This window comes from Streptomyces sp. A01, from assembly GCF_059026195.1.
Map to the genome: position 1 here is coordinate 33258 of NZ_JBWLKN010000035.1, position 24612 is coordinate 57869.

At 68.4% G+C, this 24612-nt stretch carries 27 protein-coding genes and 2 pseudogenes; 14 read left to right on the forward strand and 15 right to left on the reverse strand.

What is annotated here, in order from left to right:
- Positions 1-513: 513 nt before the first annotated feature.
- Positions 514-675, forward strand: a pseudogene (locus tag AC5P1B_RS31590) (transposase); the annotation flags it as partial.
- Between the two features lie 295 nt (positions 676-970).
- On the opposite strand, the gene AC5P1B_RS31595 reads toward AC5P1B_RS31590, so the two are convergent.
- Complete coding sequence (locus AC5P1B_RS31595; protein WP_493891419.1) at positions 971-1207, reverse strand: hypothetical protein; 237 nt, start codon at positions 1205-1207, stop codon at positions 971-973.
- Between the two features lie 338 nt (positions 1208-1545).
- On the opposite strand from AC5P1B_RS31595, the gene AC5P1B_RS31600 reads away from it, so the two are divergent.
- Entirely contained in the window at positions 1546-2274 is a 729-nt protein-coding gene (locus AC5P1B_RS31600; RefSeq protein WP_493891420.1) for a dienelactone hydrolase family protein, read from the forward strand.
- Positions 2275-2438: 164 nt separating this feature from the next.
- Here the strand turns inward: AC5P1B_RS31600 and AC5P1B_RS31605 are convergent, their stop codons facing one another.
- From AC5P1B_RS31605 to AC5P1B_RS31620, 4 genes are all read right to left on the reverse strand, one after another.
- Complete coding sequence (locus AC5P1B_RS31605) at positions 2439-2867, reverse strand: hypothetical protein (RefSeq protein WP_493891421.1); 429 nt, start codon at positions 2865-2867, stop codon at positions 2439-2441.
- A gap of 196 nt (positions 2868-3063) precedes the next feature.
- Complete coding sequence (locus tag AC5P1B_RS31610; RefSeq protein ID WP_493891422.1) at positions 3064-3705, reverse strand: gamma carbonic anhydrase family protein; 642 nt, start codon at positions 3703-3705, stop codon at positions 3064-3066.
- Positions 3706-3824: 119 nt separating this feature from the next.
- Positions 3825-4736: a GlxA family transcriptional regulator gene (locus AC5P1B_RS31615; RefSeq protein WP_493891423.1), complete on the reverse strand. Its 912-nt coding sequence runs from the start codon at positions 4734-4736 to the stop codon at positions 3825-3827.
- Positions 4737-4746: 10 nt separating this feature from the next.
- Positions 4747-5346: an isochorismatase family protein gene (locus AC5P1B_RS31620; RefSeq protein WP_493891424.1), complete on the reverse strand. Its 600-nt coding sequence runs from the start codon at positions 5344-5346 to the stop codon at positions 4747-4749.
- Positions 5347-5529: 183 nt separating this feature from the next.
- On the opposite strand from AC5P1B_RS31620, the gene AC5P1B_RS31625 reads away from it, so the two are divergent.
- The 3 genes from AC5P1B_RS31625 (at position 5530) to AC5P1B_RS31635 (ending at position 8308) form a co-directional block, all read left to right on the forward strand.
- Positions 5530-6345 carry an alpha/beta fold hydrolase gene (locus tag AC5P1B_RS31625; RefSeq protein WP_493891425.1) on the forward strand — a complete coding sequence of 272 codons (816 nt, stop codon included), beginning with the start codon at positions 5530-5532 and terminating at the stop codon, positions 6343-6345.
- A 700-nt stretch (positions 6346-7045) separates the two neighbouring features.
- Positions 7046-7402 carry a hypothetical protein gene (locus AC5P1B_RS31630; protein WP_493891426.1) on the forward strand — a complete coding sequence of 119 codons (357 nt, stop codon included), beginning with the start codon at positions 7046-7048 and terminating at the stop codon, positions 7400-7402.
- A 231-nt stretch (positions 7403-7633) separates the two neighbouring features.
- Positions 7634-8308 (forward strand): HalD/BesD family halogenase, encoded by a 675-nt coding sequence (locus AC5P1B_RS31635; protein ID WP_493891427.1) that lies wholly within the window; start codon positions 7634-7636, stop codon positions 8306-8308.
- A gap of 21 nt (positions 8309-8329) precedes the next feature.
- On the opposite strand, the gene AC5P1B_RS31640 is transcribed toward AC5P1B_RS31635, so the two are convergent.
- The gene (locus AC5P1B_RS31640; RefSeq protein WP_493891428.1) at positions 8330-8461 is read right to left on the reverse strand and encodes a hypothetical protein; all 132 of its coding nucleotides are present in this window, start codon (positions 8459-8461) and stop codon (positions 8330-8332) included.
- Between the two features lie 159 nt (positions 8462-8620).
- Positions 8621-9238: an ArsR/SmtB family transcription factor gene (locus AC5P1B_RS31645; RefSeq protein ID WP_493891429.1), complete on the reverse strand. Its 618-nt coding sequence runs from the start codon at positions 9236-9238 to the stop codon at positions 8621-8623.
- Positions 9239-9383: 145 nt separating this feature from the next.
- Between AC5P1B_RS31645 and def the strand changes: the two genes are divergently transcribed.
- The gene (gene def, locus AC5P1B_RS31650) at positions 9384-9998 is read left to right on the forward strand and encodes a peptide deformylase (protein ID WP_493891453.1); all 615 of its coding nucleotides are present in this window, start codon (positions 9384-9386) and stop codon (positions 9996-9998) included.
- Between the two features lie 383 nt (positions 9999-10381).
- On the opposite strand, the pseudogene AC5P1B_RS31655 reads toward def, so the two are convergent.
- Together AC5P1B_RS31655 and AC5P1B_RS31660 are read right to left on the reverse strand one after the other, a co-directional pair.
- Positions 10382-10546: pseudogene (locus AC5P1B_RS31655) on the reverse strand (hypothetical protein); the annotation flags it as partial.
- Entirely contained in the window at positions 10498-10644 is a 147-nt protein-coding gene (locus tag AC5P1B_RS31660; RefSeq protein ID WP_493891430.1) for a hypothetical protein, read from the reverse strand. The gene AC5P1B_RS31660 and the pseudogene AC5P1B_RS31655, both read right to left, overlap by 49 nt.
- Before the next feature lie 136 nt (positions 10645-10780).
- Between AC5P1B_RS31660 and AC5P1B_RS31665 the strand changes: the two genes are divergently transcribed.
- Positions 10781-11638: an MBL fold metallo-hydrolase gene (locus tag AC5P1B_RS31665; protein WP_493891431.1), complete on the forward strand. Its 858-nt coding sequence runs from the start codon at positions 10781-10783 to the stop codon at positions 11636-11638.
- Between the two features lie 524 nt (positions 11639-12162).
- On the opposite strand, the gene AC5P1B_RS31670 is transcribed toward AC5P1B_RS31665, so the two are convergent.
- Both AC5P1B_RS31670 and AC5P1B_RS31675 read right to left on the reverse strand, forming a co-directional pair.
- The gene (locus tag AC5P1B_RS31670; protein WP_493891432.1) at positions 12163-15906 is read right to left on the reverse strand and encodes an nSTAND1 domain-containing NTPase; all 3744 of its coding nucleotides are present in this window, start codon (positions 15904-15906) and stop codon (positions 12163-12165) included.
- Between the two features lie 105 nt (positions 15907-16011).
- Entirely contained in the window at positions 16012-16155 is a 144-nt protein-coding gene (locus AC5P1B_RS31675; protein WP_493891433.1) for a hypothetical protein, read from the reverse strand.
- A gap of 208 nt (positions 16156-16363) precedes the next feature.
- On the opposite strand from AC5P1B_RS31675, the gene AC5P1B_RS31680 reads away from it, so the two are divergent.
- Entirely contained in the window at positions 16364-16774 is a 411-nt protein-coding gene (locus AC5P1B_RS31680) for a hypothetical protein (RefSeq protein WP_493891434.1), read from the forward strand.
- 33 nt (positions 16775-16807) lie between these two features.
- On the opposite strand, the gene AC5P1B_RS31685 is transcribed toward AC5P1B_RS31680, so the two are convergent.
- Entirely contained in the window at positions 16808-16984 is a 177-nt protein-coding gene (locus tag AC5P1B_RS31685; protein ID WP_493891435.1) for a hypothetical protein, read from the reverse strand.
- A gap of 214 nt (positions 16985-17198) precedes the next feature.
- On the opposite strand from AC5P1B_RS31685, the gene AC5P1B_RS31690 reads away from it, so the two are divergent.
- Positions 17199-17630, forward strand: coding sequence for a CBS domain-containing protein (locus AC5P1B_RS31690; protein WP_493891454.1), 432 nt, complete (start codon positions 17199-17201; stop codon positions 17628-17630).
- A gap of 252 nt (positions 17631-17882) precedes the next feature.
- Here the strand turns inward: AC5P1B_RS31690 and AC5P1B_RS31695 are convergent, their stop codons facing one another.
- The gene (locus AC5P1B_RS31695; RefSeq protein ID WP_493891436.1) at positions 17883-19055 is read right to left on the reverse strand and encodes an epoxide hydrolase family protein; all 1173 of its coding nucleotides are present in this window, start codon (positions 19053-19055) and stop codon (positions 17883-17885) included.
- Between the two features lie 103 nt (positions 19056-19158).
- Here AC5P1B_RS31695 and AC5P1B_RS31700 point away from each other — a divergent pair, with 103 nt between their 5' ends.
- A complete protein-coding gene (locus AC5P1B_RS31700; RefSeq protein WP_493891437.1) occupies positions 19159-19713 on the forward strand; it encodes a CGNR zinc finger domain-containing protein in 555 nt (184 codons plus the stop codon).
- 402 nt (positions 19714-20115) lie between these two features.
- Positions 20116-20247: a hypothetical protein gene (locus AC5P1B_RS31705; protein ID WP_493891438.1), complete on the forward strand. Its 132-nt coding sequence runs from the start codon at positions 20116-20118 to the stop codon at positions 20245-20247.
- Between the two features lie 306 nt (positions 20248-20553).
- Here AC5P1B_RS31705 and AC5P1B_RS31710 read toward each other — a convergent pair whose 3' ends face one another.
- Positions 20554-21096, reverse strand: coding sequence for an SRPBCC family protein (locus AC5P1B_RS31710; protein ID WP_493891439.1), 543 nt, complete (start codon positions 21094-21096; stop codon positions 20554-20556).
- Positions 21097-21131: 35 nt separating this feature from the next.
- Positions 21132-21473 (reverse strand): VOC family protein, encoded by a 342-nt coding sequence (locus tag AC5P1B_RS31715; RefSeq protein ID WP_493891440.1) that lies wholly within the window; start codon positions 21471-21473, stop codon positions 21132-21134.
- Positions 21474-21555: 82 nt separating this feature from the next.
- On the opposite strand from AC5P1B_RS31715, the gene AC5P1B_RS31720 reads away from it, so the two are divergent.
- The 3 genes from AC5P1B_RS31720 to AC5P1B_RS31730 all read left to right on the forward strand — a co-directional run bounded on the left by AC5P1B_RS31720 (position 21556) and on the right by AC5P1B_RS31730 (position 24594).
- Entirely contained in the window at positions 21556-22173 is a 618-nt protein-coding gene (locus AC5P1B_RS31720; RefSeq protein WP_493891441.1) for a CGNR zinc finger domain-containing protein, read from the forward strand.
- 565 nt (positions 22174-22738) lie between these two features.
- Positions 22739-23350 carry a hypothetical protein gene (locus AC5P1B_RS31725; protein ID WP_493891442.1) on the forward strand — a complete coding sequence of 204 codons (612 nt, stop codon included), beginning with the start codon at positions 22739-22741 and terminating at the stop codon, positions 23348-23350.
- Positions 23351-24171: 821 nt separating this feature from the next.
- Positions 24172-24594 (forward strand): hypothetical protein, encoded by a 423-nt coding sequence (locus AC5P1B_RS31730; RefSeq protein WP_493891443.1) that lies wholly within the window; start codon positions 24172-24174, stop codon positions 24592-24594.
- The last annotated feature ends 18 nt before the right edge of the window (positions 24595-24612 follow it).

The following is a 24612-nucleotide window of genomic DNA, read 5'->3' on the forward strand; positions in this document are numbered from 1 at the left end:
CGGCGGCTGGCGCGCCCACGGCCGCGACTCCGACCAAGCGAAGACCGTCGACCGTGCCAAGACCGCCGGCGCAAAGCGCGGCTACATCTACCTGCACTCGATCGCCGACGGCTTCTCCCGACTCGCCTATACCGAACCGCACAACGATGAGAAGGGCAGAAGCGCAGCCGCGTTCCTGACCCGCGCCAAGGTCTGGTTCGCCGCCCACGGCATCACTCACGTCCACCGCGTCGTCACCGACAACAGAGCCTGCTATCGCTCCGGTGACTTCGCCCGCGTCGTCGGCAACCGGTCCCGCCACAAACGGACCAGGCCCCACACCCCGCGCCATAACGGAAAGGTGGAGCGCTATCAGCGGATCTCCTGGCCGAAGCGGTTCTCTACGCACGTGAGTTCACCAGCGAGGACGAACGCACAGCCGCGATCAGCCCAGGGAACATCCACGACAACTACCACCGCCCCCACGGCACCGCGGGTGGTCGCCCTCCAGTGTCTTGCCTCAAGGCCGGCGTCACCAACGGCCTGTTGCGTCAGTACTTCCCCAAGAGCACCGATCTGAGCCTGCACAGTCACGAAGACCTCGAACACGTCGCGCAGGAACTCAACAGCCGCCCACGCAAGACGCTCGGTTGGGATACACCAGCCGAGCGTCTACGTGATCTACTCACCACCTGAGCCAGGCAGTGTTGCAACGACCGCTAGAACTGAAGGTGGGGCTTCGTCCGAAGTAGTCACGCGCTTACTCCCTATCTCGGTGTCTCGCGGGGGCGCACCGATGGGCATGGCCTCCCGCGTTTTCCCCGCGCCTTCGCTGCCGCTCGATGAACACGACAATGTCCCCGCCAGCGGGTCGGCGCGTACGTGGGGATCGCGTCGGTATGGCCGCTTCCGCTCGCTCCGTGGGGAGCCCCGATCAGCGATCGCTGCACAAAGATCCAATTCGGGCTGATATCCCTTGCTGATATGGGATTCAGGAACAGGCTCGCAGTGCGCAGCGGTGTGAGCGGGGGATGGAGTTGCGCGGCCTGTTCAGGACCTCGTTCACGCTCTCGGTATTCGCCCTGATCCGCAGATGAGCGACGACCGCGCCCGTCTTGTCCATGATGGCGCAGGCGCCCATGCCGTTGAGGTCGTAGATCCCGGTGAGCGGTCCGGTGAGGAGTTCGAGGTGGATGCCGCCGGCCTGGAGCTCGGCGGACAGCGTCATCAGCTCGGCCGCACTCCTGGCCAGACACGCTTGAGCTCGTGCACCGTCAGGATGACGGGCGTCTCGGACGCGGCTTCCTTGAACTGGTGGGCCAGGGCGACGACACTCCAAGTAGCTCTGTGCAGTGCCTCCGTGGCATCCGGCCACGGAGGCTCCGCAAAAACCCGTTTGGCTGACGAGGGCGACTACCGCTACTTTTCCGGAGGCCGTGCGAGAGATCGAGGAGGTGGTACCCGTGAACGCAGTATCGACATGGGTGCTCCCCTCCGGGGTCACGGTCGGGCGATAGGCAGGTCGTCCGGGAGCGCCGTTCCAGTGCACTCCCGAAAGGCACGACCATGCATTTCACTTCCGAGCAGCGCCTCGACAACGGCGTCCTCGAACGCGAATTCACCCTCGGTGAGATCCCCGGCATCCTGTGGACACCCGCATCCGCACCGGCGCCGCTGGTCCTGCTCGGCCACCCTCCCCTCGGGCTGCGCAAGATGTACCCCCGACTGGTGGCCCGGGCCCTGCACTCCGCGGCGGAGGGCTTCGCCACGGCCACCATCGAGCTCCCCGGAAGCGGTGACCGGCCCCGTTGGCCCGCCGCCGAGCAGGCCCGCGCCGACCTGCGCCGGGCGATGGAGGCCGACGAGCCGGTCAGCGACGAGATCGTCGACGCCCTCATCCTCCCGCTGGTCGACAAGGCGGTCCCGGAATGGAAGGCCGCCCTGGACGCCCTCCTTTCGCTGCCCGAGATCGGCGGCCCGGTCGGGTACTCGGGGGGAGTGATCTCCATCGGCATCCGGCTGGCGGTGGTCGAGCCTCGCATCTCGGCCGCCGTTCTGTTCGCCGGGAGTTTCGTGCCTCGCGCCATGTTCGAGGAGGCCCGGCAGGTCACCATTCCACTGCACGTCCTGCTGCAGTGGGACGACGAAGGGAACGACCGACAGGCGGCCCTGGACCTGTTCGACGCCTTCAGCTCCAAGGAGAAGTCCCTGCACGCCCATCTCGGCGGGCACACCGGCGTCCCGCAGTTCGCGGGGGACGCGGCGGCCCAGTTCTTCACCCGACATCTGAAGTGAGGCCCGGCCGTCAGGCCGGCAGCAGACGGTAGCTGATGTCGGCCGGCATGCCGCTCATCGAAGACAGGTCCCGGCCCTCCGCAGCTCTCTACACCGTGGGCCCCTGCATGGCGACCGCAGAAACGTGATCACTCCGGGGTCTCTCTCAGAGCTGTCACAGATGGTCATTTGTGGGAGTCACCGTGTGCACAGTTGACGGCGACCAGGAAGGACGCCAGATAGGCGGCGATCATTGTGAGTGCCGGGAGCATGGCCAAGGGGGAGAATCCGCGGTGGGCGTTGTGCGAAGCCGGTCGATCCGGATGCGGGTCCGGTGCAGCGGTTCGCGTACGAGCTGCGTAAGCTTCGAGGACGGTGGCACGCTCGACCAGCGGAGCCAACCTGGGCCGTGCCTCGAAGTGCGCGAAGATTTGCTCCGCCCGCCCCAGATTGAGCCGCACCGCACCGTACGGTCCCACTGCATATCCGGTGCGATAGCCATGAAGGTGCAGTTCTCCAACGGCCCGCACGCCGGCGTCGGCCTCCGCAATGTCGTCCGGTGGAACCAGCGCGTGCAGCTTCTCCTCCCACTCCCAACCAAGGTCGCCGAGCACGGTTCGTGCCTCTACCTGTTCCCATCCGCTCCGCGCCACGAGGCCGCGACGGGGGTCCGAGGCGAAGACGACATCAGCGATCTCACGGACCCGCACGCGCTCTGCCGCACCGGCACAGCTTGCCGGACGCGCGCCGCCGAAGTGGAATCCGGACGGCGCGTCACCTCACCACAGCACGAGGGCCGCTGATGCGGCGCTAGCCGAGATTCAGAACCTCATCGTCCGCGTGCGTGCCGAACTCGGCGACGCGCACCTCCGCGATGTGCTCGTACCGGCTGATCCGGTCGGTCCACTCCGCGTCGACGCCGAACGCCGCCTGCGCGAAGCCCACCCGCCTGACGGCCTCGGCCAGGCCCGGATCGCCAGGCGCCAGCAGCCGCACCGGCGCGTCAAGCGCCACGGTGTGCGGCGGCACGAAGTACTCGTCCGGCAAAACGGTGCGCGCATGGACGAGCGCGCCGACAGCGACAACGGAGCCGGCCCCCAACCGTGCGCACTGCAGGACCGTCGCCGCGGTCGCCACATAGACGCACCTGCCGACCTCGCAGCCCAGCAGCGTGGCATGCGGCCCCACGAAGACGTGATCGTCGACAAGCACCGGCTGATCGCCGGCGACCGCAGACCCGCGCAACACTGCGTTCTCGCAGATCACCGCCGCCTCCCCGACCTCGATCCGAGACCCCTCGGCATCGAGCACCGCACCGTACATCACCCGCGCTCTCGGCCCCACGCGGACATCACCAACGAGCGTGGCCGTCGGGGCAACGTAGGCGGTGGGATGGACCTGCGGTTCATACCCGCGGTGCCGGATGCGGATTCCCTGCGCTTCAGCGATCATGAGCGGATTCTCGCCCGACCGACCGCGAGCATGCTGGCGGATTTCAGACGTCACGTTCGCCGAGACGTGTGTCATCCGCGATCTGAGGCACTACAGGGCGAACGTCGGCTGATACGGCACTAGGTGGCCCGTGTCCGCAGTCGGCGCAGCATCCGGGCGTCCTCGAAGCCGACCGCGCGGGCCGCGGCCTCGACCGTGGTCCCGTGGCCGATGAGGTGCTCAGCGCGCTCAAGGCGCAGCGTCTGCTGGTAGCGCAGCGGCGTAAGGCCATCGGTGGCGCGGGCGAACAGCCGGGTGAGGGTGCGTTCGCTCACGCCCGTGGCCGCAGCCAGGTCCGACAGCGGCAGTGGCTCGTCGAAGCGGGCGTCCAGCAGGTCCTGAGCGCGGTGCACCGTGTCGTCGAGGTGCGAGCGGTACCGGAGCATCGCGCTGGCCTGCGGCTCGTGGCCGTTGCGCCGCGCGTAGACGACCATGTCGCGGGCCACCTGGGCGGCGAGCGCGGGGCCGTGCCGGGAGGCCAGCAGATGCAGGGCCAGATCGATCCCGCTGGCGATGCCGACCGAGGTGACCACGCGGTCGTCCGTGGTGTACAGGACGTCACGCATCACGACCGCCCGCGGATGACGGCGGGCAAGCTCGTCCTGGACGGCGTGGTGCGTGGTGCAGCGACGCCCGTCGAGCAGCCCCGCCCGGCCGAGGGCCTCGGCACCGGCACAGACACTGGCCACGGTCCCGCCCCGTTCGTGGTGCTCCCGCAAGGCGCTGAGGGCCGCCGCCCCGATGGCAGGGCGGTCGGCGGGTCCGCCCACCCGCCAGCCGGGTACCACGATCAGGTCGTCGGAGCCGAGCGGCGGCCAGTCCTGCCGGGCTGCCAGCGGCAGGCCCTGTGCGCTGAGGACCTGCTCCCGCTCGGCGACGTAGGTGAGCGTGTAGGGATGCCCGAAGTCGGCTGCGGTGGAGAACACCTGCGCGGGTCCCGCCAGGTCCAGCAGATGGACCCCGGGCACCAGGAAGAAGACGATGCGGCTCACGATCCGGTCATCATGCCCCAGCCCCGGCCGCGGCTTCAAGCTCGGCCACGGTGGCGAGGGTGGCGAACCGTCCGGCGAGGGCGTACTCGGTGCGTCGGATGATCTCCTGCGCGCTCAGCGTGCGAGGGTCGGCGAGCAGCTCGGCGGCGCTCAGCCCGGCCGGGGCGTCGCGGTGCGGGATCGGGTTCGTCGCGGTGGCGTCGACGACGAAGGTGACCCCGTAGCCGAGATCACTGGCCACACGGGTGGTGGTCTCCACGCACTGCTCGGTACGGATGCCGCAGACGGTGAGCTCGCGGATGCCGCGCTCGGTGAGGAGCTGCTGCAGGTTGGTGGTGGTGAAGGCGTTGTGCGCGGTCTTGTGGATCAAGGGCTCGCCCTCCTCGCGCCGCAGTTCGTCCATCACCCTGACGTGGCCGAGAGCCGGGTCGAAGACGTTCCCGCTGCCCGGCTCGGAATGCAGCACCCACACCACGAGGTCGCCGGCCCGGCGCGCGAGACGGACCAGCCGGTCCACCCGGTCGGTGATCTTCGGGTCGGAAAGGGTCTCCCACAGCCCTCCGACGCGGAAGGACTCCTGGACATCGATGACGATCAGTGCTCGGTTCATGCCTCAAGCTTGAGCGTCGGGCGCCTGTGACGGGAGTCCGCATCAGGTCCAGGGGCGGACCGATCTGGTCAGCAGGATGAGCGGCGGGCGGCGGAGTGACCCGCTCGTTCATGGCCAGCAGCACATCGGTCCCCGGCGAAACCCGGAGGAAGGTGAGCCCCCGGGCATGCCAGGCTGCGGCGCATGCTGCACACGCCACGCATACCGGCCGTCCAGGTCGCCGTCCCGACCCCCGACGGTGACCTCTGGGCGGAGTGCGCCGGGAGCGAGAGCGGGAACCCGGTCGTGCTGCTGCACGGTGCGGGCATGGACAGCCGCCTGTGGGACACGGTGTTCCCGGCGCTGGCCCGCCACCACACCGTCATCCGCTACGACGCCCGGGGGCTCGGCCGTTCGGCGATGCCCAGGAAACCGTTCAACGATGTCGACGACCTGCGGGCCGTCCTGGACCACTTCGGGGTGGAGTGCGCCGCCCTGGTCGGACTGAGTATGGGCGGCGAGACGGCGCTGGACTTCCCCCTGGTCCACCCCTCCCGCGTCGGCGCCCTGGCGCTGGTCGGCAGCTCGCTCAGCGGGCATGTCTGGCCGGTGACCCCGGAGCTGGACGCGTACGCAGCTGCCCGCCGGAACCGCGACGCCGTGCGTCTGGCGGAACTGGAGCTGGCCATCTGGGCGTCGATGGGGGTCACCGCGACCGGCGGACGGCTGATCGCCGCGATGGTGGCGGAGAACGCGGAACGCAGAGTCATCGGCGAGCACTTCATCAGTCAGCCCGGTGTGGACGCCGCTTCACAGCTCGGCAGGATCGCGGCACCTGTACTGATCGTCGCCGGTGACCAGGACCACCCCGAGATCGCCGCCATCGGCCGTCGAATCACCGCCGCCATCCCCGGGGCGGCCTCCATCACCGTGCCGGACGCCGACCACTACCTGCCGCTGCGCGTCCCCCGAACCCTCACCCGGCTGCTGCTCGCCCATCTCACGGAACGCGCACGCTAGGGACGGGTGGCGCAACCATCGGCGAGTAGTCAGCGGCATCCTGGACCGTGGCGGGAACTGACCTGATCGGCGGAGACGGCGACGTCTCGCATGCTCGACGCATCCGCCGACGTGCTCGGCGAGCTCCTACGCGCGTGGTCCGCGTCCCGGCCGGACTCCGTTCCACCTCCACCAGCAAGCCGTTCCCGCCAGCCCCTCGCCCACGCGGTAGCTGAACGGACACGGCCCTGGCGCGGCGGGGCGTCAGTCCGTCGGCACCCAGACGAGTCTGACGATCACAATGATCGCGGCGACGAGGACGGCGGCGAGTCCGGCGCAGCCGCGTCCGAGGAGCCTGAGGGCGGGGGAGGAGGTCTCGGACGCGGTCGGCCCAGGTGGCTCGGGCTGCCCGGATAGGCGACCCGAGGCGAGGCCGCCTGCACCGCGCGCACCCCAAACCATCTGATCGCCGCTACTGCCTCCTCCTCGGGTTACGCAGTACGCATTCGACCGCGGCGCCGCTCCTGGACGGTGCGGTGCGGGGCTTCGGCGACAGAACGTACTGGTGCTCACACCGCGCTCCGCCTGGCCCCGTCAGGGGACGACGCGGGCAGCCCTCCAGGCGTTGAACAGCTCATCGCGCGCCGGAACTCATCGCCAGGGTCGAACACCGAACTAGCGTCCGTGATCTCACGGCACCTTGGCCGTGACGGGTCTGCTGATGCGAGACATCGAGGTCTGCGCGGGGGTGATACTCCAGTTTCGTTCCCAGCTCGACGCTCTCGCGGGCCACGGCATCGAGCGGGAGGAGTTCTTCAGCGAGCAGATCAGCACCCGCACCCGGGTCCGCCCCCAGTTCGAGGCCGTGCTCGCCGCCACCCGCGAGATCAAGGCCCACGCCCCGCACTGCCGGGTCAACGAGATGAAGCGCCTCGGCCGCGGCGGCCGACGCGGAGGCCTCCATCCAGGAACCGTGATCAATCTCAACGCCAACCACGGTTCGATCGACCGCCCGGCGCCGCAGCACGGCATGCAGCAGGTCCGGCGAGCATCTCCGGGACCAGGCCGTGGGCGGTGAGGTGGTCGGCGAGCGAGCGTCTCCCCGGACGACCAGGACTCCCCGGAGTGGCCGCCGCCATCCCTGCACAGGCCCCTCGTCTCATCAGGTGTCTGCGGTAGGCCCGCCCCAATGGTCATCATCGTCAGGCGCCCGTTGGCTGGTCGAGTGCCCCGGACGGTGTCGTCGGGGGCTTCTGCGACTCCGCGGTCGGCTTCGCCGTTCCCTGTTGCTGGTGAAGGGGGTAGGGCTGTGCTCGTGCTGATACTGCCCTCACGACCCGCAGAGCTCAATGTCGGCTTCGCCGAGGCCGGATACCTGCCACTCCCCGGCCTGCTGACCGGCCAGGGGCTCCAGACGTTGCGTGAGGAGACCGGTCGGCTGGAGGCCGGGGCGACCCGCCGCGACTTCCGCATGGCGTGCATGGCCGGCAGCCCCCGCCACATGACCACCCTGGGCGGCCATCACATCGCCCAGGAATCCGCGCTCATCAGCACCTTGTACCGCGACACCGGGCTGCTGGCGCTGCTCACGGCCCTGCACGGCACGGACGTGCTCCCCGTGCAAGAGGCGGTGGAGCGACACGTGCTGAACATCCTCCACCACCCTGGCGACACCCACGGCGCCCACACCGACGACTACCCCCTGGCCCTGGTGTTGTTCCTTGAGGCACCAGCAGAGCCTGGCGACGGCGGACTGCTTGAGTTCAACCCCGGCCGCCTGGACCTGACCGCGCTGGAGGAAGCCGGGACACGGCAGATCCACCACCGGGCAGGAGACGCCTACGTGCTGCGCAGTGACCTCACCGCCCACCGCGTCACGCCCCTCAACCGCCCCGGTATCCGCCGCGCCGTCCTGAACTTCGCCTACACCACCGCAGCCCATCAGGCACCTGCCACCGAATCCGCCAAGCGCCTGTACACCTGACAGGCACAGCCCGGACTGTCATCAGTTCGACCTGATACCGGTGACGGAGACGGTCGTCGCCGGTACGGGGGTGGGCGCGGCGTTCAGCGAGGACTGCATGCCTGTGCTCTTCTCCACGCTGCAGGACGCCACGGCGTGCGTCTGCATCGGCATGCGCTGTCGCCGTCCGAAGGCGTCTGCAGCCGCGAGACCGTACAGAAGACGGTGGGGGACAAGTTATGTCAAGTTATTGAGCACACCAACTGGTTGACACCGTTTCTCGCGCATGATCCGGCACCGATCGAGTCTCGCGCCGCCGCTTTCCGATCTTGTTCAGGAATCGGTCGATTCTTCAATGCCGCCTGGCGTGGACTGCGGCGGCACCTGATGTTCGGCGAGGAGCGGGAATAGTCGGGTGAGTGCGGCTACGGCCACGGCATTCGGTGGGCGTGCGGCGGGGTGGTCCTCCCGGTTGCGGTAGCCGGCGAACAGACGGCGGATGGAAGCGGCGAGTTCGGCCGTCTCGGCCGGGGTGAGGTGGAGCACGGTGCTGAAGGACTCGTCCTGCTGCCACTCCGCCGACGCCTGGTCCCGGTGAGCCAACCAGTGTTGGTAACTCTCGTCCTCCAGTCCGCGGGCGAGGGCGGTGAATTCGTCCGGCTCTTCCACGCCGACGTGGTGGGGAGTGTCCCATCGCAGCCGCCACGGCCGGGACCGGCCTCCTTGGTGAGGCGCTTCTTCGATCAGGCCGTACCGGGCGAGCTGGCGCAGATGGAAGGAGCACAGACCGGAACTGTGCCCGAGGCGGGCGGCGGCTTCGGTGGAGGTGAGGGTGCCGACTTCGGCGAGCAGGTCGAGCAAGGCAACACGCACGGGGTGGTCGGGCAGGAGTCGGCGGGCCCGATCCTGCAGAGCCTCCGTGGCTTCGGCTCGATGGTTTCCATCACTCATTTTGCAAAGTCTGCTACTTTGCAAATCCCTTGGCAAGCCGCCGGGTCCCTAGGCATCTGGGGCCCGGCGGCTGAGCGCTGCGTAGAAGAGGTGATGGTTCGTGGCTGTTGGGTTCGGTGACACGGTGCGGGATAGCCGGGTGCGTGTGCAGGGCAAGCCCGTCGAGTCCTATCCGCGGCTCGCGCCGGAAGTAGAACGGGGTGCGGTGCGCAGGATCACCGTGGTCGGGGAGGAGATCCTGCGCCGCCGGTGCAGAGAGGTGACCGAGTTCGGCACGGCGGAGCTGGCGAGGCTGATCGACGACATGTTCGCCACCAACCAGGTGGCGGAGGGCGCTGGGCTCGCTGCCAACCAGGTGAATGTGGATCTGCAGTTGTTCGTCTGGGACATCACCGACGAGTGGGGTGTGCGTCATGTCGGGCACATCGCCAACCCGGTGCTCGAAGAGGTACCCGCCGACGACCGCCGCCTCGTAGAGGAACCCGAAGGGTGCCTGTCCGTTCCCGGTCCCTACCGCGTGGTGCCCCGCCTCGACTCCGCTGTCGTTCGAGGCCTCGACAAGGACGGCAACCCTCTGTTGATCGAGGGCAGGGGGTACTTCGCCCGGTGTCTGCAGCACGAAACCGATCACCTGCACGGCCACCTGTATCTGGATCGGCTCGCACAAAGAGAACGGAAAGCTGCTCTCCGGGAGATGCAGGACTCCCAGGACAAGGTGCTCGCCCGGCGTGCCGCCGCGGCCAAGCGGCTCGGGAAGTGACTGCTGTTCATCCAGACGTGCCGACGGCTCCGCCAGAGGATTTCTCGGCTGGAGCCGTCGGCTCCGGCCAGCCGCTTGTCAGTGGCTGCGCATCGTCGTCCCCGTCTTCCTGGTGATGTCGGAGTATGACGCGGTGTCCGTGATGACGGTCTCGGGCTCCGGGCCGCCGTCGCGGGCGCGGACGGCGTCGAGGGATGAACAGTGAGTCGCACAGCGTGGCCTGGCACGACGACTCCGCCGCCCCCCTGACCTGGTCGTTGACCACGTTCAGCCAAGTAGCCCCTTTGCGCCGTAGACCGAAGTGCCGGGGGTCCGCCCCCCCCGTACAGGCTCTGCACGGGGACCCTGAAGCGCACACCGTCGGCGGAGGCGAGCAGGCCACCACCCCAGGCCCGTACGGCATCGATCTTCGCCGGGGCCTCAATGAACAGGCCGTTCGCCGCCGAGATGTTCTCGGCACGGACGAAACCCTGATCGACTTGGACAGGGCAACCCCGGGTCAGCCCGGAACATCCGGCTTGGTGACGGGCGTCTGACCGACGTCGCATGCCTCCGTCAGCAGGACGGCACACAGGCTGGTGGTGAAGCCCTCCATGCCGGAGTCAGCGCCGGAGACTTGCTCAGCAGACAGGTACTCGACAGGCATGTCGAGGAACGTACCGCTCGTTGACCAGGCAAAACGGGCGCGTCAATGAATCGGAATCAAGATCGCCCCGCTACCGCTGATGTCCGTTCGGATACTCCCACCAGTCCCGCGTGCCAGGCATGGCAAGATCGCGGCCATGTCCCTTAGCGTTCCCCGCCTCCGGGTCGGCTCAACCGAACTCATCGCCCTCGCCGACGGCGAGGGCCCGTTCTTCTCCCCACGCGCCGAGGCCTTCCCCGAGGCCACGGCCGCTCAGTGGGCCGAGGCCGATCGCTACGACCCGGGCGCGGTCGACGCCGAGGGCCGCTGGCGGCTCCAGTTCCGCGCGTACGCGATCCGCGGCGACAAGGGCCTCACCGTCGTGGACGCCGGGATCGGTCCGGCGGACGGCCCGGCCGCCTCGTGGGCGCCCGTGCCCGGTGTGCTCCCCGAGTCGCTCGCCGCCGCGGGCATCGACCCGGCCGAGGTCGACACCGTGGTGCTCACGCATCTGCACACCGACCACGTCGGGTGGGCGGTCGTCACCGAGGCGGCCGTCCCCTCAGCGGGCGGCGTGGTGGACGGCAACGCTGCGACCAGTGGGTACCGCCCCTATTTCCCGAACGCCGAATACCTGCTTCAGCGGGCCGAGTTCGACGCCCTCGACGCGCTCAACCCGCAGCTTCGCGAGTCCCTCACCGACCCGCTTGAGGCGGCCGGTCGGCTCCGGCTGCTCGACGGGGACACACCGCTGCGCGCCGGGCGCGTGGTCGCCACGCCCGGTCACACGCCCGGGCACCAGAGCGTGCTGGTCGCCGACGGGCGCGAGCTGGCGCTCGTCACCGGCGACCTCCTGGTGCACGCGCTCCAACTGCTCCACCCCGAGCTCGCCTACTCGCACGAGGTCGACCCTGAGGCGGCCAGGCACTCAAGGGAGCGCATGCTCGGTCGCGAAACCGCCACCACCCTGCACCTGGCGACGCCGCATCTGACGGAGCCGTTCATCTCGGCGTGATCGCGGCCGTCCGAGCCGTTCGGCGCGGGTCGGACCGTGAGGGCGTGCAGACGCTCCGATTTCTCGGCGGTCGCGTCGTCGACGGGACTGAAGACCGTGAGGCGGCAGCCGCCTCCGGACTGGAGCCACATCCCGTCCGCGTGCAGGCGCAGCACGCCGATGTCCCGACTGCGGAAGTTCTTGACGTCCTTGACCTTGTCGGTGACGTTGCGCCGACCCCAGCTCTCGCCGAACGGCTGGGGGAGGCCGGGCAGGATGCGAAGCTCAGCTTTGAGCGCCGAACTGGCGAAGACGAAGGGCTGCTCCGCCTGTCGGTCTGGACGTCTGCTCCCGCGTCGAGACAGACGGAGCGACGCGGCAGTCAATGGTCGCCCGCTTGTCGTGCCGCCCGTGCGGCCGCGGCTCCGGAGTTCTCGCGGGTCCCGCCTCGGCCCTCGTGCTGGCCGGCTCACTCCGCCGTCTGAGCGGGCGGTCGGGCGAAGAGAGCGCAAGACTGTTCTGTCTGCTGCCATCGAGACCTTGTCTCACCATCGACACACGCGAGCGGGAGACTCGCCTTGCAGGTACACCGAGCGTTCCTGCTGAGTGAGGTCCCGGTTGACGGCGCGGCATATTTTGCGGATCGCTGCGGCCGGGCCGGGGAGGTGTACGTTCCGCAGCCGCACCGTTCCGTCGGCGTCGCCGCTGGCCACGGTGTGTCCATCGGGGCCGAAGGCCACGGATATCACCCTGCTCGTATGTCCGGTGAGAGTGCCGCGGTTCTGGACGGTCATCACGTCCCACAGCCGCACGGTCCCTTCGGCGTCGCCGCTGGCCACCGTTTGCCCATCGTGGCTGAAAACCACTGATTCAACGCCGCCCTTATGTCCGGTGAGGGTGGCGCGGGTCTTGCCGGTAGTGGTGTCCCACAGCCGCACCGTCCCGTCCGCGGTGCCGCCGCTGGCCAAGATGTTCCCATCAGGGCTGAACGCCATCGATCCCACAACCACTGATGTCGCGGTGCCTTTGTGTCCGGTGAGGGCGCGTGATCTCCCGGTTGTCACATCCCACAACCGCACGGTCCCGTCGTCACCGGCGCCGGCCACGGTGCGCTCGTCAGGACTGATCGCCACAGCCCCGATGAAGCCGGTGAGGCCGGTGAGGGTGGCGCGGGTCTTGCCGGTGGCGGCGTCCCACAACCGCACCGTCCCGTCCCCTCCGGCGGCCACCGTGCGCCCATGGGGGCTGAGTGCCACCATCCCCATAGGGTCGATGGTCACCCCCCTGCCCGCAGAGACGGGGTCTCCGGTTCGGATGGTGCGGAACTGGCCGGTTGTCACATCCCACAGCCGCACTGTCCCGTCGTCCATGTCAATGGCCACCGTGCGCCCGTTGGAGCTGAACGCCACCGATTCCACGCTGCCGGTGAGGCCGGTCAGGGCGGTGCGGATCTTGCCCGTGGTCACATCCCATAGCCGTACCGCTTCATCCTTCGGGTCACGAATAGCCACCATGCGTGCGTCGGGACTGAGCGTTACCCCGGCTGAGCGGTCGGTGTGTCCCTTGACGACGGTGCGGGTCTTGCCGCTGGTGGTATCCCAGACCCGCACCGTTGGATCGTCCTGGCCGCCGCCAGCGGCGAGCTGGCGCCCATCGGGGCTGAACGCCACCGATGCCACTGGGCCGGTGAGGCCGGTCAAAGTGGTGCGGCCCTTCCCAGTGGTGGCGTCCCAGATCCGTACTGTCCCGTTCTCGTCGGCGCCGGCCACCCGGCGCCCGTCTGGGCTGAACGCCACCGCCCCCACGTTGCCGGTGAGGCCGGTCAAAGTGGTGCGAGTCTTGCCGGTAGTGGTGTCCCACAGCCTCACCCTGCCATGATCACCGCTGCCGACCACGGCGCGCCCGTCAGGACTGAACACCGCCGACCTCACGAAGGCGGTGAGTCCGGTGAACGTGGCACGGGCCCTGCCGGGGGTCACATCCCACAGCCGCATCGTCCCCTTCATGTCGGTGCCGCTGGCCAGCACTCGTCCATCAGGACGGAATGCCACCGACGACACGGTGTGATCGCCCCCGAGGCGGGTGGTGCGGGTCTTTCCGGTGGTCAGGTCCCACAGCCGCACCGTCCCGTCGTCTCCGCCACCGACTACCCGGCGCCCATCGCGGCTGAACGCCACCGACGTCACACCCGCCGTGGACGCGTTGAGTGTGGTGCGGGTCTTACCGGTCGTCACATCCAGCAGCCGCACCTTCCCGCCGTCCTCGCCTAAGCCGCTGGCCAGTGTGCGCCCATCGGGGCTGAACGCCACCGACCACACGTCTGCGCCTTGGGTGGCGGTGCGGCTCTTGCCGGTGGTGGTGTCCCACAGCCGCACTGTTCGATCGTTGCTGCCGCTGGCCAGTGTGCGCCCGTCGGGGCTGAACGCCACCGCCCCCACATAGCCGGTGTGCCCGGTGAGCCGGTGCTGGAGGGGAAGGGCCGCGGCGGCGTAGAGGCTGGCTCTGGCTTCTTTCGTGGGACTGGCCCGGTAAGCGTGGACGGCCAGTAGCGAGGCCAGGTCGGGACTGTCCTTGAGCAAGGTGTCCGATTGTGCGGCGAGTTGGCGGGACTGAGCCTGCTGTTGGGCGGTCACCGCCTTGCGGCGCTGCTGCTCGCTGGTCCGGTACTGGTCCCAGGCGATCACGCCCGCGGTGAGGGCGAGGACGAGGAGGACGGACAACATGCCGGTGAACTGGCGCAGGCGCCGAGTGGTGCGTTCGGCGGCATGCCGTTCGTGGTCGCGGGCGGTGGTGCTGGCGGTGAGGAAGTCCCGTTCGAGCGTGGTGAGGTCGCCATAGGTGTCGGGGGTGAAGGCTTCTTCGGCGGTGGCCAGGCGGGTGCCGCGGTAGAGCGCCCCCGGGTCGCGCTCCAGGTCGTTCCAGGCGTGGGCGGCTTCGGTGAGCTGGCGGTGGAGGCGCAGGAGTTCGCGGTCTTCATCGATCCACGCTCGTAGCCTGGGCCAGGCGGTGATCAGTGCTTCGTGGGCGAGATCGAGGGTGTCGCCGTCCAGGGTGAGCAGTCGGGCGCGGGTCAAGCGTTCCAGCACTGCGGTGGTGTCGGCGGGGTCGCCGGTGTTGAGTTCGCCGTAGTCGATGGGTCGGCGAGTGTCCTGGGCGCCTTCGCCTGGGGTGATGAGTCTGAGCAGGATACGGCGGGCGAGGGCGGCCTGGTCGGGGTCGAGTTGGATGTAGGCGGCTTCGGCGGTGTGGGTGATGGCGCCGTGGACGCCGCCGGCGGCGTGGTAGGCGGTCAGGGTCAGTGCTTTGCCCTTGCGGCGGCGCCAGGTCTCCAGCAGGGCGTGGGACATCAGCGGCAGACCACCGGGTTGGCCGTCGGTCTCTTCGGTGATGCGGGCTGTCAGCTCCCGCTCGACGACCAGGCCGCGGGCCGTGGCGGGTTTGACGATGACCTCTCTGAGTTCCGCGGAGCTCATCGGCCCGACCGGCAGGCTGGCGTCTCGCAGTACCTCGGTCAGGCCCCGGTGTTCCAGGCAGCGGCCGTAGAAGTCCGCTCGTATCGCGATCACCACACGCAGTTGGCTGTCGGGGACCTGGGCGGCCAGGAGCCGGTCGATGAAGGCGGTGCGCTCGGCAGGGTCGCGGCACAGGGTATAGAGCTCTTCGAACTGGTCGACGATCAGCCAGGTATCCGCGCCCGTCTCAGCGGGGTTGCTCGGGGACAGGTGCTTGTCGTGGGTGCGCAGTGGGTGGCCGCCGGGAGTGATGATGCGCAGCGCCGCTGGCCGCGGTGCGCGGTCGTCGGTGTGGCGCAGGCGGGGGACGAGGCCGGCGCGCAGGAGGGAGGACTTGCCGCTGCCCGAGGCTCCGACGACCGCGGTGACACGGCGGCGGCGGGCCAGTTGGAGCAGGTCGTCGGTGAGGTGGTCGCGACCGAAGAACCATGCCTCATCGCCCGGTTCGTACCGGGCCAGTCCCCGGTACGGCGCGGCGTCGGCGTCATCCTCGCGCGGCTGGGCGGCCTCCTCTTCGGCGGCTTGGCGCCAGCGCTGTTCCCACTCCGGCTTCGGTGGGTCTTGGCCGCAGGCCCGTACGTAGGCCAGGACGACCGGCAGCGTCGGCAGGCGTTCTCCCGCCGCCGCTTGCGACAGCGTCGCCGCCGAGTACTCCACGAGCCGGGCCATGGTCCGGTAGGCCGGTGCCCCGGCCTCGTCACGGAGTTTGCGTAACTCGCACGCGAAGCGCTGTAACGGACCGTCTTGCGGATCGATCGGATTCTCCGGACGTCCCACGCCCCTGCCCCCTTTTCGATCACCGACACCCTAGAGGCGAGCTCATCAGGGCAGCAACGCCTCACTGGCTCGACCGCTGCGTCTCGGCCGATTGATTAATACAGCTCACATGGGGTGCGAATCAACTTCTCGGCAGGTGAACTCGGTGACATCGGCGGCTCCCGCACCCAGCAACCGGGCGGAATCCGCCGCACCGACACAGACGTCGAGCAGCAAGGAGAACAACATGCGCCCAGCACGCTTGCTCACATTGACCAGCTTCGCGACCGTGCAGCCTTACCGCCAGTGAAAAACCTCACCGGCATGACGCGAGTGCGCCGGACTGAGCACGGTCCGGTGTATTCGCAGGTTCTTTCCATTGGATGCGTTCGAGCCTGCGCCCCGGTTTCGCACCTGCGGTACGGGGGTTCGCACCTGCGGTACGGGGGCTCAGGCTGCAAAAGGAGAGGGGAACATCTTGATGACGATGCGCCGAGCCGCCGTTGCGAGTACCGCGGCCTTGGTGATGGGTATTGGCACCGTGCCCGCCATCGCCCAGGGCCAAGGACACTCCGAGCCCGATGCAGTACCCACTGTGGCGCCTGCCGCCCGACAGGAGGCCTCTGCCCAGGGCGAGGTGCGCAGGAGTATCCCCTGGAAGAAGCGAGGGCGCCACGCAGTCCCCAAGTGCGCCCGTCACGGCAAGAAGTACGAGTACAAGGTGAAGCTCCGCAACAAGTGCAACAGCCGCTTCACCTACCATCTGGAAATCGCGCGGGGCCCGGACCGGTGCAAGACGGTGCGTGCGGGCGCGTCGAAGACTGGGAAGTGGGAATGGCCGGGCCGTCTGGTGAAGGTCACCAACGGCCGCTCCAGTGGCCGCTGCTGACTGCCTGGTAACCATGGGGGGCGGGCCCGGCACCTAGGTGCCGGGCCCGTTGGCGAGGCCCTGCTGGGCGCGGCTCGCCGACCCCGTCGCCTGGTCTCCCGCCGCGGCCCCGGCACCGCGGAGCACGTCGTCGTCGGGGACGGGGCCAGAGACGCAGACGAGAGGCACCAGTAAGACCAGGGAACTGTGGCAGTGCACCACGAGCTGCAAGACCAGGACGGGGCGCTGCCGCAGCAGGCTCGGGTAACCCGCCGCGTGACCCCAGAGGCCGGACGAAGATCACGAAGCGTGTTCGGTCCCTCCCCGAAGAAGCCGCCACGAATGGCATCGATGCGGCGAGGGGGCGACCATGGAACTACTCGACGGGCCCCCGGTGGGGGCCCGTGACCCGGCGGGTGTTCGCGCGCCCATCCAGGAGGTGACCATGACGACGGCCAAGGACATCATGCACCCCGGCGCCCAGTGGATCTCTCGTGAGGAGACGCTGGACCGCGCCGCCCAGCTGATGCGAGAGCTGGACGTCGGTGCGTTGCCGGTCGCCGACGAAAACGAACGGCTGTGCGGCATCATCACCGACCGCGACATCGTGGTGAAGTGTGTCGCCCAGGGGCACGACCCGGCACAGACGCGGTGCGCCGATCTCTGTGAGGGCACACCGCGCTGGATCGACGCCAGCGCCGACGTCAGTGGGGTGCTCCACGAGATGGAGAGCCACCACATCAAGCGTCTGCCCGTGATCGAGAACAAGCGGCTGGTCGGCGTGATCAGCGAAGCGGACCTGGCCCAGCATCTGCCCGACGACCAGATCGCCGAATTTGTGGAGACCGTCTACGCCCTGCCCGCCAGGCGCGGCTGACCGGTACCCGGCGCCGCGTTGGCACGGTGACGGGTGCCTACGGGGCGGTGGGCTCGCCGGTGAGGTGGACGAGGGTCGCGGCAAAGGCCCGGCGGACCGCATGGTTCGCCGGGCGGGGCGGTCAAGGCCGGCCATGCTGCCGAGTGGCCTGGCTGACCACCTTCTGCCGTCGCGATGGACTCGGTCTGGAAGCCGTCCGGCAACGCCTTGGGCCGGATCAGGCGGTGATCGAGTGCCGGCGCCCAGCCGCGTTCACCGGTTAGCGGCCAGCACTGCCGCGAGGCCCTCTTGTAGATCTTTGACGAAATACTCGGGAACCTCCAGCGACGGGAAATGTCCCCCGTTTTCTGGAGACCTCCATCGGACGATCTGACGGTACCGCTCCTGTGCCCAGGGGCGCGGACACTTCTCGATATCGCGGGGATACATACTGATTGCTGACGGGACGTCGACCCGAAGTTCGGGGTCCAGCGAGTTGTGGCTTTCGTAGTAGATGCGGGCCGCCGATGCGCCGGTCCGCGTCAGCCAATACAGGGTGACGTCGTCAAGAATTCTGTCTATGGAAATCGTCTCGAACGGGCTGTCTTCGGTGTCTGACCACTCGGCGAACTTGTCAAGAATCCAGGCAAGAAGCCCGACCGGTGAGTCGACGAGCGAGTAGCCGATGGTCTGCGGTCGGGTCGCCTGCTGCTTCGCGTACGCCGCGCGGTGGCGCCAGAAATCGCGGGTTTCCTCGGTCCATTTGCGCTCGGCCGCCGTCAGCCCGTCCGTTGTCAACCCGGGCGGCGCCTCCGCGAATGTTGTGTGGATGCCGAGAACGTGCGCCGGGAACCTGCCGCCGAGGACCGTGGTGATATTCCCTCCCCAGTCGCCGCCGTGGGCTGCGAACTCGCTGTAGCCGAGCCTTCCCATCAGTTCCACCCATGCGGCCGCGATCTTTTCGGTTCCCCACCCGGTGGTGGCCGGCTTGTCGCTGTAACCAAAGCCTGGTAGCGACGGGACCACGACGTGGAACGCTGGCGCGTCTGCATCTTCCGGATCTGCCAGTTCGTCTACGACATCGATGAACTCGGCAATGCTGCCTGGCCAGCCGTGCGTCACGATCAGAGGAGTGGCATCTGCGCGCGCGGATCGGCGGTGCAGGAAGTGGATTCCCAGATCATCAATGGTCGTGCGGAACTGGCCGATCCGGTCAAGGCGCGCTTCGAACGACCGCCAGTTGTACCCGGTGCGCCAGTAGTTCACGACATCGACGAGGTCGGCGAGAGGAACGCCCTGTTCCCATCGGCGAGGGTCGGGCGCGGTGCGATGGACCGTCTCAGCCTCAGGTAGCCGCGCCGCGGCCAGTCGCGCGCGCAGATCGTCGAGGTCGGCGTCAGTTGCGTGGGCTTCAAATGCTTGCACGTCGCTGGTTGGACGGGGCATGAGACCTCCAGGCCATCGCGGAACCGGCTACGATCTATTGCGAACCGGCTAAGGCGGTTCTAGCAGTTCTCTGCGCCGCGCTGCAACCCGCTAAGGTGGTTCCATGCGTGCTCGGTTCCCTGACTTCCGCCTCGGTAACGTGCTGGCGACCAGCTTCACGGGGACTCTGTCGGAGCGTCATGGCAACGCTGTGGAGCGCATTCCCACGCCGCACCGACTCGTCGACTGGCTGGCAGTGAACGGGCTCGCCGTGGCGTCCTGCACCACTGCCCAGCTCGACCACGCTCGGGAACTGAGGGAGTCGATTCACGCCGCCGCGACAGCGGGCGCGACCCAGGACGCTCTCCCTGCGTCTGCCGTCCAGGTCATCAATGACTGCAGCGCTCAGGGTCGGGCCGCGGCTGTCCTGACGCCCGAGGGTAAGCGGCGATGGCGGCTCAGCTCGGCTTCCTGTGTGGAAGATGCCCTCAGCGTGATCGCCGCCGACGCGATCAGCATCATCGCAGGCGAACGAGACGGAAGATTGGCCTTGTGTGCATCACCAACCTGCCAAGCCGCCTTCTTCGACACCAGCCAAAGTCGCACCCGCAAATGGTGTGACATGAACACGTGCGGGAATCGTCAGAAGAAGGCGCGCTTCCGTGCCAACCAGCGCTAACACCCCAGACCGGCGGAGTGATCGTTACCTCCGTACTTCCAAGTGGGCCCCACGCCTGCGACGCATCTGTCGCGTTGGGTCCACACCAACGGCACTACTAAGAGCCATCCGTCGCCTTCGATCAACGTCCTCAATCAGTACGTCTACGTGCACTGATCGGCGGCGTTCATCGGCTCTTCGCAGTCGGGGGTGTTGTCAGGTAGGTGTGGAGGTCTTCCAGGATGGAAGTTCTTCCTACACCGCCCACCCGAAAGACCCCGACATGAAGCGGAGAGGCGCCGAACGCCCGCCGACGTGCTGCGGGACGCGGCAGCGTGCGCCGCGAGCAGTTGTGGAGCCCCCGGGAGGGGTAGTTCGGCTCGTCGGCGACCCGGAACTGCTTGCTGTTGTGTGAGACGCCTCGTGCCGGTACGCAACCCGGTCCGGTCCTACGACCTGCTGGGGACGTTCGGCCGCGGGGGCGTCCGGGCCCCGCGTCTGTGTCAGGCCGAAGGACTGCGCTCGCTCGGCCTCGTGCAGACCACCAAGCTCTGACCGGTAGAGGTGTTGTTCACCAGCGGTGAACCAACCGGCAAGTAATCCGCCAGTGGCCTGCGGAACGAAGGTTGGACAGCAAAGGACCCACGGCAGCTTGATCGCCGGGGTCCTCTGCGCCGTCTCGGGCTCACTGCATGGGTTGCGGTCTGGGGGCGGTGCCCTGCCCACCAGCGCGTCGAATGCGTCGGGGGCGACCGCGGCGCCCTCCGATACGGGGCCCGGTCCGCTGCTCGTGCATCGCGCCACAGGTAGTCGACGGGGGTGGGCCAGGCGCTCGCCCTTGTCGGTCCCTTGTCGGTGGCGTCAGGCTGTCGCTGACGTCGACCTTGGCGTGCCTTCCCAAGGCACAGGCACTGACGGCTTCACCAGCCGTGTCCGAGCGGCTGCCGGCTCCTGCCTGGCTGGTGCTGGTCCCGCCACGACCTGGCCGAGCGGCTGGTTGGCGTGAGCCTCCAGGGTTTGTTTGATGATCGGGAGGCCGCCGTCCATCGCGGCGGTGAGGCCGGTGACGAGTTCGTCCGGCAGCACGTCGTGTGTCCATACCAGTCGGCTGCGGTCGGGGCCGTGCGCGAAGACCTGCATGGAGGAGTTGTTGTGGAGGGGCTGGACGGCGTCGCCGGTCCAGGCCCAGACGATTCGGCGGGCTTGGTTGTCGATAGCGATGAGTCGTTCTCGTACCACGTCGCCTGTGGCGAAGGTGACAAGTCGCTCGCCGGGCTCGGTGAGGCGACTGCCGGTGACGTAACCGGGCGCGAAGCGCTGTGGACCGGCGGCGAAATCGCCGAGCAACTCCCAGCAGCGCTCCGCCGGAGCCTCGATGGAGACTTCTCTGATCACTGAGGCCATCGCTGATTTCTCCCTGTTTCTCGTCGGTGTGGCGGTTATGCGGAGACCACGCAGAACTGGTTGCCGTCGGTGTCGGCCAGCACTACCCAGCCGTCCTCGTCGAATCGCTGCACCACGGTCGCGCCGAGTTCGCTGATCCGGTCGACCTGGCCGGCAAGATCGTCGGTCGGCAGGTCCAGATGCAGCCGGTTCTTGCCCACGCGCGGCTCGGACACCTGCTGCAGGGACAGCCCCACCGCGCTCTTGGCCGGGTCCTGCAGGTAGATGGTGGCGTCATCGGACGTTGCGAGCTCGTACCCGGTCACCGCCTGCCAGAAAGCGGAGGCCCCCGCCAGGTCGGTGGTGTCGATGCAGACGTTGCCAATGCTGATGCTCATGTTTACCCCTTCGATCTAACCGATGTAAGCAGTACGCTAGTTATACAACCAATGACTGTCAATAGACGGTTAGAATGGCGTCATGACGTCGAAGCCGGTCACCGGGCCGCGCCCGGACAACGACTCCGCAGGCACCGCCCCCGGGGCGCTGCGGTGGATCGAAGAGTTCGTCAACACCCGCCGCGCCGACGGCGATCTGATCGCGGCGCCGCAGCAGCTCTCCCACTGGCTGCACGACCGTGGGCTGATCCCCGCGCAGTCAGCCGTGACCGACGCCCAACACGCCCGCGCAGCATCCGTGCGCGAGGGCCTTCGGGCACTGATCGCCGCCAACAACGCCGAAACGGTCGCCAGTCCCAGGCCCGACGGTCTCAACCCGGCCGCCCAGGCCGACCTGGCCGCACTCACCGCACACATCCCACTGACACTCGACGTGAACCGGCAGCCGCCGCGACTGTCTCCCGCCACCAGCGACCCCATCGACGCCGCGATGGCCACACTCCTGATCGCCGTGGCGAACGCCGTGGCCGACGGAACGTGGCCCCGCCTCAAGGCGTGCCGTGAGCCGAGCTGCCGATGGGCCTACTACGACCACTCCCGCAACCGGCGCCGCACTTGGTGCTCCATGGAGCTCTGCGGCAACCGCGCCAAAGCCCGCGCCGCCCACACCCGGAAGAGCAGCCCCCGCACCGAACGCTGACCGTTGTGGCCACCTACGGCCCCGGTGCTGGTGGGGTCGGGTATGCAACTGTCGCCGGTTCTCGGGGGAGCGAGGGCGGTGTTGGCCGTTTCGGTCACGCGGCACGTTCACCCGTAACGCCCTTGTCAGCGAGGCCGTATGAGCCTCTGTCGACGCCGGTGCGCAAACCGCCGCCAGTTCGCACCGGATGCAATTGGCGGCGCTTGGCGCATCGGAACGACATCCGGCGCTAAGCCCCGGCGGTGCTCAGGGAGGCTTTGACCTGGGCTTCTGTGGCACCGGAACCTTCGGCAGTCGTTGTTGATCGACGTTTGGGGGCCGGGCGTGCCGGTCGAGTTTTTGACGGGTGGGCAGACGCCGCGTACGCGCCGGTCATTCCGCACCGGCCACGCCCGTACGTGGACTCTCAAGGCAAAAACTCGGAATTTACAGCCAAAGTTTGATGATTCAGTCTATTTAAAGACATTTGATCAACCTTCAGGATGTGCGGTGCGTCGGACTTCCCTACGTTGAGGGCTGTCAGGCGGAAAATCTCTCCGCCTGCACAAACCGAAGGAAGTACCTCATGCGCTCCATGCGCAGCACGGCCACTGCCCGGACCTTCTTGATCGCCGCGATCGCCGTAGCCGGCCTCACCGTCACTCCCGTCCTCGCCTCCGCCCAGCCCGGTACGGGCAGCGCCCGGGCTCACAACGCCGTCGGGGACCCCGGAAGTAACGGCGCCAACGGCGTCGGGACCCTCGGCGGCCTCGGCGGTCTCGGCGGCACCGGTGGCGCCGCGGGTGCCAACGGCGACGGAGGCAACGGAGGCGCCGGTGGCAACGCCACCGGCAGCGCGAGCGTCGGCGGGGCCGGGGGCGCGGGCGGCGCCGGCGGCGCCAACGGCAACGGCGGCAGCGGCGGCTTCGGCGGTGACGCCACACTCGGCGGCACCGGTGGCAAGGGCGGCGTAGGCGGCGTCGGCAATGCCGGTGCCGGTATCGGCGGTGGCAATGGAGGCAACGGCGGCGCCTCCAAGGCCGGGTCCGTCCACACGGGCGGCACGGGCGGCGCCGGCGGCGCGGCCAGTCCGGTGTGCCCGGGCAAGCCCGGCGGCAACGGCACCGACGCCACGATGTTCGCGGACGGGACCACCGGCGCCACCGGCGCTGCCGGCAAGACCACTCTCCCCTGCTGAACACCTCCGGTGAGCGGGTCGCCGCGGCAGGACAGAAGCACCGGCCCGGGACATCGCTCCCCGTGACGACGGACGCTCGCCACCCGGCCTCCCGATAGCGCCGGGACTGTGCGGGCACAGCGCTGGAATACGCGGAAGGAAAGGGCGAGGTGCGCACCGGGAACGCGCGTCATCGATCTCCTCACTCGCCTGGTGGGCGAAGACCCCGGCACCAGCTGACCGCTCACACGCCACCGAGGGCCGCTACGTGTCTGTAGCGGCCCTCGGTGGCGTGTGAGCTGTGTGAACGTGGCTGATGAGCCATGGTGGGCTGCGGTGCAGGAATGAGGACCGGCGGATGGCTGGATACGGGTAGCAGCGGCTCGCTGACGATCCGCAGGTCTTCAATCGTTCTCGGTGCGGACAGTTTCTCAGTGCAGGCAGTGCAGACAGTGCAGGCGACCGAGATGGACCACGCTGATGCGGACCTGCTGGTCGCTGATCTCGTACATCACGCATCACGCGGGAGATCTCGCTGGGGACGCGCAGCACGTCAGGGTTGCCGAAGGTGCCCTCGGGCCGGTGGCCGTCGGCGAGGTGGTCGACGGCGGTGAACACCTGCCGCACCCCCTGGAAGGCGTCTCTGGTCATACCTGCGCGGTAGCGCGTGCGGCAGCAGTTGTACGACGCTGCTCGGCTACCGCGAAAGTTACGCCAGGAATGTCAACCCCATGTGGGACGCACGCTTGGCGGCCCGCACGTAACTTCCTCATCGGAACAACGGGTCGAGCGGCCCGGCCGGCGATCTCAGCGGTCGACGGGGGAGTGAAGGGAAGTCATCAATGAGACAGCAGTTGACGATGGGCCTCGGTGGCGCGGTGCTTCTGATAGCGGGGGCGTTCAACTTCGCACCGGCGGCGGGAGCCAGTGCGGCTACGCCGGACCGCGCGCAGACGGCGGCCAGCGCGGCGGCCGCGTGTCCCGCTCCGCTGCACGCCTACCAGTACAAGAACTACACCGGTGGCTACAAGAAGTTCTGCAAGTCGGACATGAAGCTGTCCGACAACCGGTTCAACAACGGCGCCAAGGTCAACGACAACATCCGTTCAGTCAAGAACCTGACGCGCGGCTGCTACTGGACGCTGTGGACGGGTTACTACAACCGCGGTGCCCGCCAGACCTTCAAGCCGTGGTCGTGGGACAACGATCTCGCCGGCAGCAGCGTCGGCTACAAGACCAGTTCGCACTACAAGTGGTGCAACTGACCACGTAAACCGGTCGGG

Excerpts from the sequence above, each read along its gene's own strand:
- AC5P1B_RS31595 (WP_493891419.1), bottom strand. The coding sequence starts at position 1,207 with ATGACGCTGTCCGCCGAGCTCCAGGCCGGCGGCATCCACCTCGAACTC.
- AC5P1B_RS31600 (WP_493891420.1), top strand. The coding sequence starts at position 1,546 with ATGCATTTCACTTCCGAGCAGCGCCTCGACAACGGCGTCCTCGAACGC.
- AC5P1B_RS31610 (WP_493891422.1), bottom strand. The coding sequence starts at position 3,705 with ATGATCGCTGAAGCGCAGGGAATCCGCATCCGGCACCGCGGGTATGAA.
- AC5P1B_RS31620 (WP_493891424.1), bottom strand. The coding sequence starts at position 5,346 with ATGAACCGAGCACTGATCGTCATCGATGTCCAGGAGTCCTTCCGCGTC.
- AC5P1B_RS31625 (WP_493891425.1), top strand. The coding sequence starts at position 5,530 with ATGCTGCACACGCCACGCATACCGGCCGTCCAGGTCGCCGTCCCGACC.
- AC5P1B_RS31630 (WP_493891426.1), top strand. The coding sequence starts at position 7,046 with ATGCGAGACATCGAGGTCTGCGCGGGGGTGATACTCCAGTTTCGTTCC.
- AC5P1B_RS31640 (WP_493891428.1), bottom strand. The coding sequence starts at position 8,461 with ATGCCGATGCAGACGCACGCCGTGGCGTCCTGCAGCGTGGAGAAGAGC.
- AC5P1B_RS31645 (WP_493891429.1), bottom strand. The coding sequence starts at position 9,238 with ATGAGTGATGGAAACCATCGAGCCGAAGCCACGGAGGCTCTGCAGGAT.
- AC5P1B_RS31660 (WP_493891430.1), bottom strand. The coding sequence starts at position 10,644 with ATGCCTGTCGAGTACCTGTCTGCTGAGCAAGTCTCCGGCGCTGACTCC.
- AC5P1B_RS31665 (WP_493891431.1), top strand. The coding sequence starts at position 10,781 with ATGTCCCTTAGCGTTCCCCGCCTCCGGGTCGGCTCAACCGAACTCATC.
- AC5P1B_RS31690 (WP_493891454.1), top strand. The coding sequence starts at position 17,199 with ATGACGACGGCCAAGGACATCATGCACCCCGGCGCCCAGTGGATCTCT.
- AC5P1B_RS31695 (WP_493891436.1), bottom strand. The coding sequence starts at position 19,055 with ATGCCCCGTCCAACCAGCGACGTGCAAGCATTTGAAGCCCACGCAACT.
- AC5P1B_RS31700 (WP_493891437.1), top strand. The coding sequence starts at position 19,159 with ATGCGTGCTCGGTTCCCTGACTTCCGCCTCGGTAACGTGCTGGCGACC.
- AC5P1B_RS31710 (WP_493891439.1), bottom strand. The coding sequence starts at position 21,096 with ATGGCCTCAGTGATCAGAGAAGTCTCCATCGAGGCTCCGGCGGAGCGC.
- AC5P1B_RS31715 (WP_493891440.1), bottom strand. The coding sequence starts at position 21,473 with ATGAGCATCAGCATTGGCAACGTCTGCATCGACACCACCGACCTGGCG.
- AC5P1B_RS31720 (WP_493891441.1), top strand. The coding sequence starts at position 21,556 with ATGACGTCGAAGCCGGTCACCGGGCCGCGCCCGGACAACGACTCCGCA.
- AC5P1B_RS31725 (WP_493891442.1), top strand. The coding sequence starts at position 22,739 with ATGCGCTCCATGCGCAGCACGGCCACTGCCCGGACCTTCTTGATCGCC.
- AC5P1B_RS31730 (WP_493891443.1), top strand. The coding sequence starts at position 24,172 with ATGAGACAGCAGTTGACGATGGGCCTCGGTGGCGCGGTGCTTCTGATA.